11 protein-coding genes are annotated in these 13,681 nt (G+C 63.8%); all 11 read right to left on the bottom strand.

The window, feature by feature from the left end; translation table 11 throughout:
- Positions 1–6 precede the first annotated feature (6 nt).
- Entirely contained in the window at positions 7–2,202 is a 2,196-nt protein-coding gene (locus AC1MH0_RS03055; RefSeq protein ID WP_480964669.1) for a glycoside hydrolase family protein, read from the bottom strand.
- A 16-nt stretch (positions 2,203–2,218) separates the two neighbouring features.
- Positions 2,219–2,548 (bottom strand): hypothetical protein, encoded by a 330-nt coding sequence (locus tag AC1MH0_RS03050; protein WP_480964668.1) that lies wholly within the window; start codon positions 2,546–2,548, stop codon positions 2,219–2,221.
- 22 nt (positions 2,549–2,570) lie between these two features.
- Complete coding sequence (locus AC1MH0_RS03045) at positions 2,571–3,209, bottom strand: hypothetical protein (protein WP_480964667.1); 639 nt, start codon at positions 3,207–3,209, stop codon at positions 2,571–2,573.
- Positions 3,210–3,257: 48 nt separating this feature from the next.
- Positions 3,258–3,581, bottom strand: a complete 324-nt coding sequence (locus AC1MH0_RS03040; protein ID WP_480964666.1) for a hypothetical protein — start codon at positions 3,579–3,581, stop codon at positions 3,258–3,260.
- A gap of 86 nt (positions 3,582–3,667) precedes the next feature.
- Complete coding sequence (locus AC1MH0_RS03035; RefSeq protein ID WP_480964665.1) at positions 3,668–4,207, bottom strand: hypothetical protein; 540 nt, start codon at positions 4,205–4,207, stop codon at positions 3,668–3,670.
- A gap of 243 nt (positions 4,208–4,450) precedes the next feature.
- Entirely contained in the window at positions 4,451–6,859 is a 2,409-nt protein-coding gene (locus AC1MH0_RS03030; RefSeq protein WP_480964664.1) for an SGNH/GDSL hydrolase family protein, read from the bottom strand.
- Positions 6,860–7,417: 558 nt separating this feature from the next.
- The gene (locus AC1MH0_RS03025) at positions 7,418–9,349 is read right to left on the bottom strand and encodes a hypothetical protein (RefSeq protein WP_480964663.1); all 1,932 of its coding nucleotides are present in this window, start codon (positions 9,347–9,349) and stop codon (positions 7,418–7,420) included.
- Positions 9,350–9,351: 2 nt separating this feature from the next.
- Positions 9,352–9,771 carry a DUF6950 family protein gene (locus AC1MH0_RS03020; RefSeq protein ID WP_480964662.1) on the bottom strand — a complete coding sequence of 140 codons (420 nt, stop codon included), beginning with the start codon at positions 9,769–9,771 and terminating at the stop codon, positions 9,352–9,354.
- Complete coding sequence (locus AC1MH0_RS03015) at positions 9,768–10,412, bottom strand: hypothetical protein (RefSeq protein ID WP_480964661.1); 645 nt, start codon at positions 10,410–10,412, stop codon at positions 9,768–9,770. The genes AC1MH0_RS03020 and AC1MH0_RS03015 overlap by 4 nt, the downstream gene beginning before the upstream one ends.
- Entirely contained in the window at positions 10,409–11,002 is a 594-nt protein-coding gene (locus AC1MH0_RS03010; protein WP_480964660.1) for a hypothetical protein, read from the bottom strand. Before AC1MH0_RS03010 ends, AC1MH0_RS03015 begins: the two co-directional genes overlap by 4 nt.
- On the bottom strand, positions 10,999–13,680 hold the full coding sequence (locus AC1MH0_RS03005) for a phage tail length tape measure family protein (RefSeq protein ID WP_480964659.1): 2,682 nt from the start codon (positions 13,678–13,680) through the stop codon (positions 10,999–11,001). The genes AC1MH0_RS03010 and AC1MH0_RS03005 overlap by 4 nt, the downstream gene beginning before the upstream one ends.
- Position 13,681 lies beyond the last annotated feature (1 nt).

The following is a 13,681-nucleotide window of genomic DNA, read 5'->3' as shown; positions in this document are numbered from 1 at the left end:
CATCGCCTATATTCCTGCCAAGGTCGTAAATGCGTTGTCCGAAACAGCACCGCCGATCTGAATTTGAATACCTAGTGGGCTTGTGGAGGATACGTTAGTTCCCCCGTGGTAAAGGCCGAGTTTTCCGTCCGACCTGTTAAAAACATGACTGTCGATCGTCATGCCCTTCATCCAGCCGTTGCCATTAGGCTCGTGAAGATTGATCCGGTACCGCCAAGTTTTGCCGCCGTCGAAGCTGGCAGCTCCTTGAATAGATCGATAGCTTGAGTTTCCGTTCTCCGAGCACGGGATCGCATCGAACGTACAAAAGATTTGCTGCGGTTCGTTTGGCGGCGATACATAGCAAGGCTCACCAACAATTCCATCGAACAGCTTTCCAGTATTGTTGACCATTGGGCGTTGATCAGGAGTCACCGCATCGGGAATGGCCCACGTCAACCCGCCGTCCGCGCTTACAGCGCGACCAAACGTATAATAGTTTGAGTATTGATCGCCGCCATCGCTTGCGGCGCACACGCACTCCAAGGTTCCATCCGGCAGTACCCGAAGGCTGCTGTCGAAGGCACCGGCCTTGAACCATGTGCCGTCAATGCCCTTAGCGAAGACCTTGCCGCGTCGCGTCCATGTATGAAGGTCGGGACTGGTAGCATAGGCTACTTCGCTTCCGTTCGACGTTCCATAGGTGAGAACCCATAAGCCCGACTTCAGGGAGTAGACCATGCCGCCGTTGAAGGCCCAGTAACCATCATCGTTGTTGGCAAGAAGGACCGGGTTAGCGGCATCCTTCGTCCAGGGACCATCGGGACTGTCCGCTGTGGCTATGCAGAGGTTCTGGATGTTGTCACCGCCATTGCGGGTCCGGTAGCCAGAATACGACATGACCCACTTGCCAGTTGTTGGATGCTGGAAGATCGTTGGGTTGTTGGCATCGCCGTAGTCGTAGCTACCGTTAGGTCCGTTCGGAATATCGGGATTAGTCGTGTCCCTGTTGGTGAAATGGGGCCATGCGATTTTTGCGCCAGAAGGAACGGACGCGGCGATATTACGCCACGTTGCCGAGTTGCCGCCGGCATTGCCACCCGCACCAAGAAATACACCTGCACGAGTAGCAGTGCCACCGAGCGCCGGCGCGTTAGAAATCCACGCGACTTCCTTTTGATCCACGATCATGACGATATTGCTACCGTCACAGCGAATTCCAATCTCAACCTGTTCATTAGGCGCGGTGACCCGCGCATAATTCATAACCGGATAATCGGTGCCGCCGACACGATAAATCAACTGAACGCGATTAAAGCGGCTGTCCAACTGGACATGCCAGTAATTATTCGCGTCCAAATACCGCGCGACGATGTTTGCTAAACAGGCAACATCAGTAGCGTTGTATGACGAAACCCGCGCCTGCACCGTATGGTCTGTCGATCCAGTGTCGAACGTCGCGGTTCCTGCATAGACCTGCCGTGTTGACTTCAGGACGCCATTACCATCGATCGCAAAAAGTCCTGCATCCGAACTGGACCATTGCTTGCCGCCGCTGGTTGTCGTGCGTGCCTCGACAGATGTACCCGCCGCCCCTGAAAACGTGTCGGAAGCAATCGGAGGTATCGGCCCGTCGATTACGAGGTCATCGGTCCGAGTTACCCCGTTAAGCGTCTTCCTTACGCGCACTGTCGTAGTCTGCCGCGCGCTTGGCGGGCTCACTCCAACGACCAGCTCGTTACCGGAAAGAGCAACGGCACCACCGGCGCTGTCTATCAATTCCAGAATAGCCCCGGCCTCGATCCCTACAACCGGGCCGATCGTCGTACCTGCGGGGGAACGGTCCGCGGAAAAGGAGTTTCCAGCCAACGAAACAGCGCGCAGGGTTGGCGTCGGCGTCGGCGTCGGGCTAGGTGTCGGAGTGACGCCGCCAGGGATGGGCGTACCGACCGCGGCGAGGACGCCAGCCAAAGCACCGACCATAGCCACGCTATATGGGATGAAGACGCGCCGCGTTGCACCGCCTGCGCCATGCTGGAGCACGACTTCGGTGAGCATGGTCGGATCGAGCGCCCCGCCCGTCGACAGGGCGCCTGCGTCGGCAGGATTGGCCGCTGCCGCGACACCGGCGCGCACCGCCGCCGATGCGACAGTATCCTCGACCGTGAGGCGCGCGGGGCGGCGATCCGGGAACCTGGGGTCCCAGAGGAGAATGGTCTTCATGGGGCTGTTCCTTGGATCAATTGGCGGCGGTGGCGGTGATGACGGCGGTGGCGGCCTGCGCCTGGGCGAGCGCTGCCGCCTGTTCGGCTGCCGTGGCCGCGTACCGCGCGGCGAGCAGGCCGCGTTCGGTCAGCGCCATCGCCAAGCGGATGCGCGCCTGCCGCTCCGGAGACAGGAAGGGCAGCACGATCTCGGCCGATGCGGCGATGCGATCGTAGGCAGTCTGCGTGCGCGCGACCGCGGATCCGATCTCGGCCGCGGTCCCGACCGACGGCGTCGGCATCGTCGCGCAGCTGGCAAGGGCCATCGACGCCGCGCAGAGCGCAGCGGTCAGCAGTTTCTTCATGGTCAGTCCTTCGCGTGAGAGATCAGGACCAGGCGCCGGCGACGAGCGCGGCCTGGAATGACATGGCGTACCCGGCGACCTTCTCGGCGCGGTCGATCCCATTGATGATGCGCCGCGCAGAGGTGAACTGGACGGCCGTTGCAGCGCCCTTCGCCGGCAGGTAGCGCGCGAACTTATGCCGCCCGACCTTGTCCCCAGCGAACCAGCCTTCGGACATCCCCCGCACCATGACGCGTGCAGAGATCTCGGTGTCGAGCGCGAGATCGAAGTTGGCGAGCAGTGCTCCGTTCAGCCCGAGCTCGTCGTCTGCCGTCTCATAATTGCCGTCCCACGTCAGCTGCACGTCACCGCGACCGTACGGAACCTGCCCGCCATGCTTGCCCGGCTTGCCGTACGCCTTGCCACGACCGCGGCCGATCTCTGTCACCGGCTGCATCTTGGCGCCGGTCTCATGGAGCGAAGTGGCGAGCCCGTACGCGACATACGCCAGCGGGGAGCCCTGCGCGGCGAACGCGGCGAGCTTCGCCTCGATGCCCTCGACCTGCGCTTTCGTCATCGTCCCGAACAGCGGGCGAATCGACGCGAAGAATTTGTCCGAAGACGCCAACCCGTGCGCCGGGCGCGCAGGGGCGGTCGCCGGCTTTGATGCCGTCGCGGTCATAGTTGGTCTCCGATGTGAGGGGCCCGCGGCAATCGCTCGCAGGCAGGATCAATCGATCTTGTCGAGCTTCCGCAGCGCCGAGGTCATCTCGGGCGGCACGGTCGGCTTGCCGGGCAGTACCGCGTCGAGTGCATCGATCGCGCTTTGTCCTCGGCGTTTGAAGAACGTGATAATGCCCGCGCCGATCGCACCAGCACCGCCACCCGTGCCGAGCGCAGCGAACAGATCGACCTGATGCTCTACGATCCAGACCGCTGTGATGAGCATCGCAAGCCCGGTGACGATGCCGTCAAGGATCCAGCGCTTGGGACCAGGTGCGTCGAGAGTAATGAACAGTCGGACCATGAAACAGGCGAGAAGCCCGACAATCATGGACCCAGCCGGGAAGCTGTACCCTAGGATCGACCAGATAACCGGTACCGTTACGCTCGGTACCGCAGCGATAGCCCCCTCCCGCATTACCGCAGTCCGACGGCAGCGGTCGCCATCAGCAGACTCACGACGAGGATCGCGATCGGTCGGCGCAACTGGGGCCACCTCGACCACATGTCGACGGGCAGGGGGGCCTTGCGCAACTGGAACTCGATCATCGGCTCGGCGAGGATATGCAGGGCCATCCACAGGAACCCGCAGCCGACCGATAGCGGGTCGAGCCAGCGCTTCAGTTCGGCCACCTTCTCGATCGTCGCGGCGTCGCCCGAGCTCCACGACCAGAGGCTGACCGCCTCCGCCCCGCCGCGGCTGGCCACCGCGCAGCCAGCGAGGAACACGATGAACCGGTAGACCGAGACCGGGTCCGTCGGATGGTCGATCGCCCGCGCCGCCCAGATCCGCCGCCCCTGCTTGCCCGCCATCATCAGCCCGAGGCACATGGCTGCGGTCATGACGAACAGGTTCCAGGCAAGCAGTCCCGGATTGTCCGCGAGGGATGGGGGCGCCAGCGCGGACGTCGCCCGCATTGCCTCCCCGATGTAGTTGCTCGTGGCTGTCGCGTTCATGCGTCATCCTTTCTGCTGGGGCTGTCAGCAGGTTGACAGCCGACTGCTGCGCCGCCACGCCCACCGCATGTTTAAAAATGTATTGAAGAGCGCCGCCGCGATCGAAATGGACCGCCGCGGCGCTGAGGCTAAATCATCGAATCCGCAGGGCGGGAAGTGCCATGCCTGCGGCAATGACTGCGCTCCGGACGCCAAGATTTGCGCGGAGTGTGTTGACGACCGAGCTTGGTAAAGAGCGCACCGTTACATCCGAGCATCGCGCATAAGCTGCGCGAACTCCCGTTGATGCCCAAGTTTGTTCTCGTGCAGGCCATCATTGAACGCCACGCCGTTTGAGCCCACCCCCACGTAAAGGGTTGGAACGGTCGCAGTGCCGGGGCCGTTCGTGGTCATGGTCTCTCCGAAGCGAACTGGAATGGCGCCGCTTGCCAGGACGATGGCGGTCTTCGCCGCGCTCGACGCCAGTGTCGCTACGTAGACGGTCGCACCGACAGCTTTCCCCATCCGGATCATCAGCGCGATACCAGCTGCGAACTCCGCGTCGTTCTCGGGGTTGGTCCCCAGATTGATCAGGATGTTTCGCGGCTGCATTGCCTCCAGGATGCAGAACAGTCGGAAGATCGCGCCGCGCGTGGTCGCGCCGCCGACGCCGGATATTGCAACGCGTCGTTGCCCGAGCTTGTCGGCCAGCAGCGCGGAGTATCGCTCAGGCGCAAGGACACCGAAGCCCTCGGTCTTGCTGTCGCCGATGCATAGCCAGTCTCCGAACACGTCGTACGGCGCGCTCGTCTGCCAGCTCAAAAGCTTTGCGGTTCCGGTAACGGCCGCGATCACCGCAGCGCCATGCATGAGGCCATGCTTCGTGTTCTGTCCGGTCGCCGTGTATGTGTAGAGGCCACCGTCGCTGACCGTCGTGCTGTAATAGGATGGCCCTGCGGTATCGATCACCGAGACCCGGTAATCACGAACCAGTTTCTCCACCACTAGCGAATAGGTGCGATTCATGGCCGCTACGAAAGCCGTGCCGTCGATGTTGACCATCGTCTTCTGGTCAGCAGGATCGCTTGCCGGGATATTGCCGCTTCCATCCCAGCTGTTATAAATGTTCAGTTTCCCCGTCTCACGGTCCACCGTGAACAAAATTCCGTCGACCGGGAGGCCATCGACTGGGACGGCCGGGTTCGTTGCGAACATCACGTGCGAGGTGCTGCTCGTGAACTGGAATTCGGCACGGTACACCATACGATCCAAGCCCGTTATGCGCTTGGTACTCAGGTTCTGGGTCGGATCTCCTGTGCGCAACACGATCGCGCCGGCTCCATCCGTTGCGAACGGCGGGCCATTCTGAATATAGGTTGAGGGAACGACACCGAACGTCGTGCAACGATCCACGATCGCCTCGCCTGGCTCAACCGGATCGGCGAGACGGTAGTAGAATTCCACGTCCAGGGTCGCGCCGGCTGCGTCAAATTTCAGAACTGTGTCGTTCAGCCCACTGCCCAGGCCCGCCGGCCAGTTGTAGAATGGCTCGCGAGTGTTCGGCGTGAACTTGATACCCGCCTCGTGGGCAAAGCCAAGAATGTCGCCAACCTCTAGAATGAATGGCTGCCCCCCGTTGGCCGCCATAATCGTGTCGAAGCTAACGGTCGACACGCCGGAGGGCAGTGAGAAGCTGGCGTTCGTTGCAGCCGCAGCGTGTCGGTTGGCGTCGTTCGTCTTGATCGCGCGGATGATGGCGAAAGTGCCAGCCCCCGCCAAGTTGACCTTGAACCCGGTCAGCAGCGCGCGGCGAAGCTGGTGCCCGCCGACTGCAAATACTTGACCAATGCTCGAGGTCATCGTCCCAGTGCCGCTGCACGCGCCGACCGCCACAGGGGTAGGGAATACCTTGCTGACAGGAATGGGCACCGCTGCGATGGCGCGGGCTGCTGACGCCTCGGACGCCGCCGCCGCAGATATCGCCGCGGCGCTCGCGTCTTGCGCATCCGTCAGCACCTTGCCCAACAGGTCCGCCCCGTCGATCGTGAGCTCGACAACGTCATCGGCACCGATTGTTAGGCTCGCACCCGCCGAAGGCGCGCTATCGACCCGCGCCCCATAGCTCGCAGGGCGGTTCATAGGCGCCGCGTCGCTGTCGATCGCGTGCGCCAAAACGCGCAAGTTTCCGTACAACCGCGTGCGCCCGGCGATCTGGAACGCCATTGCCAATGTGGCCGCATCGCCGATCTCGCCCGCATACGGCAAAGCCTGGCGAGTCGGCTTGTTAAGCCGAATGCGAACGTCGTTCGTGATGACGCCGTCGACCGTCGTTACCCCCGCCAGCCGTATTCCCTCGGCGTTGCCGTTCGTCGTCAGAGCAAGGTCGACCAATGGGGCGCCCGGCGTGTCCGGGGCGAGACGCACCTGGGCGCGCATGGCAACGCCCGTGAGATCTGGCCCACGAACCCGCAGCGGGAACTCGTACACTTCGTCATTGCGCCAGACGTCGAGCGTCAGCGATGCTGCAGTTGCCATCAGTATCTCCAGTGGATCAGGTGTTGAGGCGCGCGATGCGCAGCGGGATCGTGAAGCTGGCGCCGATTGCGAGCAGCGGGGCAGTGAAGCCGACCGAGATCGAGGTCGGCGAAACAGCGGCGACGTCGTGAACGGCATATCCGGCGATGGTAGCCGAGGGCAGGGCCATCAGCGGGTCACCGGCGACGACGCCCCAGCCAGCCGGAATGGCAACGACGAGGCGGCGCGTGCCGGCGCTGATTGCCACGGTCGCGGTTTGCGTCAGGTTGACCGTGCCGAGCAGAGCGGACGCGTTCTTGCCGTCTGCGCCGTTCGCGCCGTCTTTCCCATCCTTGCCGGCCGCACCGACCAGCGAGGCGATGAACTGCGTCTTAGTACCGCCATACCCAAGCGACCGGGCGATGTCGTAAGCGGACTGCCCGTCGACACCGTTCTTCCCGTCGATGCCGTCGCGTCCGTTCGTGCCGTCGCGCCCGTTCTTCCCATCTCTGCCGCGGAGGTCGGGATTCGCCGCTGGATCGGTGACGAAATCGATGTCGACGACAGCACCTTCCATCAGCACTCCGCGGACGATCAGTGCGGCCATTGCCTGTCCGACGTTGGGCGGGCTCAATGAGAGGCGCATAGACGTCCGCCCTGCGCCGCCCGGCTCAAAAATCAGGTAAAGCCGCCGGTTAAGCGGGACAGTCTCATGTGTCACTCGATCTGAGCCCCCTGATTGTAGCGCCCGCCACCACCGCCGCCGCCATCACCGCCTGGCGCAGTCGGCGTACCGGGGTAGGTGCCGTCCGCGCTTTGCGTCGTGACGTATCGGATCAGGACGTAATCGGCCGATGCCAGTGCCTCGATCGCGGGTGACGCGACCGCAGAGTAGGTCTGCGCGGAGAGGCTCCAGAGCACGACATACTCAATGCCACTCGTCAGGCCTTCGACCGAGCCAGATGGGAAGGCGATGGTGCTGCCGTCGTCGATCACCGCCGAGAATGCTGCGATGTTGACGCTGTCCGCATCACTGGTCACCGGGTAGGCGACAGTCTGGCTGATGATCCGATATACGGCTCGCGACTGGTCGACAAGATAGGATGGCGGAACCGACAGGTCAGGGGTCGGGGGCGCATTGCCCGTCTTGCCTAGGCAGAACGGATGCTTTGCCGCAGTTTCGGAGCGACAGGTAAGCGTCACCCCCATCGTACTGCCCTCGATCTCGCGGTTACGGACGACGACATCGCGCGCAACGAGTGACGCTTCGGGGATGTCGACCGTCAGGCAGTCGCCCGGCCGATATCCGATCGCGTACACCTTGGCCGGCAGCACGATGCCGTCGAGTTCACGGCCGTTCCACATGGTGTACAGCCCCAGCTGCACGCCTTGGTCGACCTGCTGCACCAGCGGGAAGGTCAGTTCGGTCGGCCGGCTACCTCCATCGGCAGCAACGTATGCGGGGATCGCGACGGCATCGAGCGGCACCTCTTCCCAACCATGAGTTTCCAGCCGCACTCGCGCGATCACGGTGTTGCGGCGCAGGCGACGCGATGCCGTGCCGGGTGCATCGATATCGCCCGTGATGTCCTCAGACGTGATCGTGCCGATCGAGACCCGCGGCGCCGAGTAGGTGCACGAAAGCTGTGCGCCGACCGGCATTACCTCGCCGCCGCCCGCCTGGGCGATCATCTTGAGAATGTCCCAGCTGTTATCCGACGTCGTGTAGACGATACCGCCGACCTTCCAGCCGTTGGCGTCGCAAACGTTCGCCCAGTCGACGAATGGCGCAATGTCGATACCACCGACCTTCAGCCCGCCGCCTGCGATGAGAACGCCGTTCTGGATCCGACCGAACGCCCAAGTCAGCGCGTGAAGGGCAGGGCATTCCGACCAAATGTAAGTCGTCTCGTCGCCGAGACGGCAGGAACCGTTCCCACCCGGATAACTGCTGTCGAGACGGGGGTCGTAGACATAGACGCCCTCGACGATTCGCCCGCGCTGCGGGACACCGTTCGGGTAGATCTTGCCCTTTTCGTCGAACTTCAGCGTCCAGAGATCTGCGGCCAACCCGGATAGCTTGTGCGCAGCCGACCATCCCGGGAAATTGCCCTGTGGTCCGGACAGCGCGCGCCCTTCGGGCACAGCCCCGAGTTGCTGATCAAGCCACATGTAGCCGGCATAAGCCCCGCCGATCGCGGTACCGTTGAGCGCCACACTGACCTTGTTGATCAGCAACGGTCCCAAACTGCGAACCGGTCCGATGCTATGGACGGTGACCCAGCTTTCGAGGCTGTTCTTCGAGCCATAGTACTGGCGGTGCACAACGTTGCCGCCGGAATAGGTGCGTCCGATCGCAACCGGCAGTCCTGCGTCTTTGTCGATCTTGAACTGTGTGGCGCTCCCGCCGATCGATCCTTTCGGCGTCCCTGCAGCCAGTGACAGAACCGCGCTCGCCGCGCCGGCGATCGCGCCGACTGCCGTCAAGGTCGCCGCTGACACGCCGAGGAAACCGGCCGTCGCACCTGCTGCGGCACCGGCGCCTGCGGTCGCGCCAATGAGGCCCGCGCCTGCCGCGGCGCCGACGCCCGACGCGACCAGTGCCACCGCACCGATCACGAACGCTGCTGTCCTGAGCGTCTTGGACATCGCTAGACCCGCCAGGCCGCAATGTATTCGACAGGCTGCAGGATGTCCGCGCCTTCGAGGTCCTGATGATAGCCCAGCACACGCCCGTTGCCGACGGCGATCGTCAGCGCGCCATCTAGAGGCGCTTCGCCGGGGATCATGACGATATCGGCGACGCGCGCCGCCGCCGGCGCAATCCGCTCGAGACCCATGCCGTCAAGCGCTTCGGACAGCGAGCTGTAACCGGCGCGCTTCAGCGCGAGCAGCGAACCGGCACCGGTCGTGTATGACCCCGCTTTGCCCAGTTGGGGGCGGTGCCCCATCTTGCGTAGGACGAAGGCGGCCAGCCGGGCGCAATCGTTCTTGCCGAGTTCCCACGGCTGCCCCTTGAAGCGATCGACGGCCGCCTGTGCCGCCTGCTGACGCCGGATCATCTCGATCATAGCCCCATCGCTCCCAGGAAAGAGGCACGGGTCGTGCCGCTGATGACGCTGACGGCCGACGGAGGCTTCTCGACGCCCCAATAGCTCGTGCGTTCGATGCCCGTCATATTCGACAGGCCCAGTTCGCCGGGTGCGACCAGCTGATGCCAAGCATCGGAAAGGCGCGCGCCGATTTCCTGATCGTGGAAGGGCTCAAGCGCGGATGTGCAGCGCCATTCAACCGACCGCGTACCTTTGCCGACGCGCAGCCGCGGGACGTCCAGTTCGCCGGCGAACAGCTGGATAGGCTCGGGCAACGGCAAACCCGTCGCACGATCGATCACCGCCAGCCAGCCATTGACGAGGCCACCCTGCGCAGTCGCGGAAGTGAGTTCGGAAGCGGCGATCGCGCTGGGCGGGACGAAGGTCAGCAACCAGTCCGGCGCCTCGTCGCCAATCCCGTCCTTCAGCGTACTTGCGGCGACCAGCGCGCCGAACTTCGCATCGAGGCCAGTGAAGACCTTGGCGCCCCAAGCCACTTCGCCAGCGCCGACTAGGTGGCGCATGGTATAGCCTGGCAGCACCACCTCGACGAGCGGGGCAAGCGGCGACTGCCCGGCGCGCAACGACGCCGACATCTGAGGGGTCAGACGAAACGTCATTTCCGCTCCTGGATACTGAAGGCGAGGGGCTTGGTGCGGTTGCGCTCGAAACCAGCGCCCTTGTCAAACCCGACAAGCTGCCCTTCGATCATCGGATCCTCGAAGTGACACGGTTCGTCATCGACCGTGATAAAGCGCAGCATGGGCCATATCGGCACAGCAGCACGACCTGAGGCATCCGCCAGCACCTGAGACCTGATCATGTGCACGTAATGAACGCCGGCATGCACGATGCTGAAGAACACGCCCCAGTGAAGAGCAGCGTTCGGAATCATGCCGCTGACGCGAAGGAGCGAACCAGTCTGCCCAGCCCCATCGACGACGCCGTTGCCTCGTATCAGCGTCGGGGTGTTGGGCAGGCGCAGTGATATCTTGGCATCGGCGGTCGTAGCCTCCATGAGCGAGGCGACCAGCTGACGGCTCTCGGCGTCCTGCCGCAATTGGGCTGTCGATACGTCTACGACGAAGCGATCGCCCATCCTCGGGATCTGCAGATCGGCACCGCCCAGCACGCCTTCCTGGTTGCCGGAAAACAGGCGTGGCCGGATCGTCAGATCGGCAATCCGGGTCCAGGGGATGAGGATGCTCAACGGAAACGTCCCAGCCGCTTCATACCGGCTGCCTGTGCGTCTGCCTGGCCCATTGCTGCCCCACCGGCTGCGCCTTGCATGGCGGCGTTCGCGTCTCCGGCCTGGATCTGCGCCCAGAACTCAGGCGTCATGAGGTTGCCGCTGAAGTAGTTGTGCGTGACCCCGCCGCGTGGCTGATCATCGCCCATGCGGCGCGTTGCCCCTGCTGGCGTGACCCGTGTCCCTTTTGGCAGCCAAGCCTTTTCGGGTCCGTGCTCACCGAGAAGAGCCTCGCCGCCTGACCAGTATTCGGTGCCAGACGCGAGTTTCGGCAGGTACGGCCCGCCGCCCGCGCTCACGGTTCCGACATTGAGATCCGCGCCGGCGAACGCCGAGGACCCGCCCGCAAGGGCCGATGCTCCACCGATTAGCTTGGTGAACGCGCCAAGCAGCCCGCCGCCACCCGCAGACCCGATCTTGCTGAGCGTCCACTTCGCGAGCATCTCAGAAATGGCGTCGAGGCCGCGCTGGCGGAACATGTCCATGATCGACTTCGTCCCTCCGGTCATGGCATCGCGATAGTAGCTGGCGAGGTCGCGGATCCCGGCCTTGCGCTTGTCGTAATCGTCGGCACGCGACTGCACTTCGGCATCGCGCTGAATCTGGATCAGGCTCATCGTGTCAGCGAGAGGGTCGTCGGCGCCGAACAGCACCTTGAACTGGGCGAGTTGCGCGTCAGCCTGGCGCTTCTGCTCTTGGTGATAAGCCTCCATCTTGTAGCCGGATGCCTGCCCGGTTGTGAGCTTTCCGGCCGTCTGAAGCTTCGCGATCTTCGCGAGTGATTCGGCGTATTCGTCGGCTGCGGCGCGCGCCGGATCGAACTGCTTCACGACCTCATCGAGATCGCTGTCCAGTTCACGGTTCGCCTTGGCAAGGTCGCGAGTGTCCTTGGCAGCGTCGGCCGATGCCGATCGCTGCGCCGCAGTACGCGCCCATTCCACGTGCCAGTGACCAGTCTCCGCGAAAACCTTCGTCAGGCGAACGCCCTCGGCGGCGAACGCATCCTTGATCTTCTTGGCCGTCACACCGGCCTGGAACTGGATGTCGAGGGCATTCCCGCGCTCGTGCGCGCTGGTGCCGGGCCGCGCGACCGGGTTTTCCTTCGGCTTCCCCTGAGCGATCCATGCGTCGTACAGCTGCTGCTGGCGCGCGGTGCTGCGATCGGCGCTGTTGACTTGCAGGCCTGCGGCGCGGGCAATCGCGGACGCCTCACGTGAGGTCACCTCACGCCCGTACTGGCGAGACGTCTCGCCAGCGGCCTTCTGCTTGTCCTGCTCGGCTTTCACGGCAGCAGCGCGGTTGCGCTCGATTGTCGCAAGCTCGCGAGTCAGCGCGGAATCGACGTCCTGCCCAGCCTTGATGCGGGCGCGAGCGGTGTTGCGCGCGGCAGTGGCCTGATCGTCGTACTGCTTCTTGATCCGGGCCATCGGGTCCGCCGAGCGCGCCGCGGACTCGGTCGCGAGGTCGATGCGCGTACCCATCAGGTTGCGCTTCGCTTGGTCGATTGCCTTCTGGTTGGCCTGAAGCTGGGTTTGCAGCCCGGCCACGCGGCCGCTCGATTCCGTCAGTGCCAGCGTGCCAAGTTCGCCGCGCTGGCCAGGGCCCTGCGAACGGGTCTTGTCGATATTCTCCTGCGCGATCGCCTGGTCCAGCAGCGCCGCGGTCACGGCGCGGATTGACATCTCGCGCTTCAGGTTCTCCTTTGCGAGGATGTTCGCGCGCTCGGCAGCCGACCGCTCGCTCTTGGCGGCAGTTTCGAGAGCTTCGGCCTGCTCCCGAATTGATGCCGCGACGCCCTCGGCCGACCGAGCGAACCGCTCCTTTGCCAGCCGGGTGTTCTCGGTCTCCGTGGCGTCCTTCTTCAGCTTATCGACGCCGTCCTGTACCGCGTCGCTGAAGTTCAACAGTTTGCCAACCAGCGGGCCAAGGACGAGCATGCCAGCGGTAATGGCGAGGCCCCATGGCCCGATCATGAACCTGGCGAAGTTGCCTGCCTTGCCTTCGAGGTTGGAGAATTGCCCGGCGACTTGGCCGCCCTGGATGGCGAACACCTGCAGGGCGTTCGTGCCCATGCTCAACTGCGTGAACGTGTCCTGCAGCTGATAGCTCAGGCCCTGCATCGCCGCGCGCTGTGCGCCTGCCGAATTGCCCGCCTTGCCGTGGTTCACAGTTACGGCGTCCAGCGCCGCCTGCTCCTGCCGGAGCTTTGCGACATAGTCGTCGAGCGAGATGGCACCTGCGCTGATCAGCGTGCGTGCCTCGGCCATCTCCTTATCGAACCGCTGCTGCGCCCCGTACGCGGGATCGATCGCGGCGCGCAAAGCGGTCGCGCGCGCCTCCATCTTGGAATACGCGGCTTCGAACACAGCTGCGGACGATTCAGCGCTCTTGCCGATGTTGTCACGGACGCCGGCAGCCATGTCGAGCTTGGTCGGGTTGAGACCCGGCAGCAACGCCGCCAGCTTCGACGCCTGCTTGTTGGCGAATTCCATCGCGGCATCGGCGTCGCGCCCAGCCTTTACGGCCGACTTCGCCAGGCGGTTGAATGCGGCATCACCGGTCGCGCCGATGGTGTCTAGGTCGGCGACGACCTGCGCCTTACCTTCCGTGCCTAACCGAATTGCGATCTGACGTGGCATC

This window comes from Sphingomonas sp. AP28, from assembly GCF_056680455.1.
Note: the sequence above shows the minus strand (reverse complement) of the source record. Positions and strands in the feature narration are given on the sequence as shown.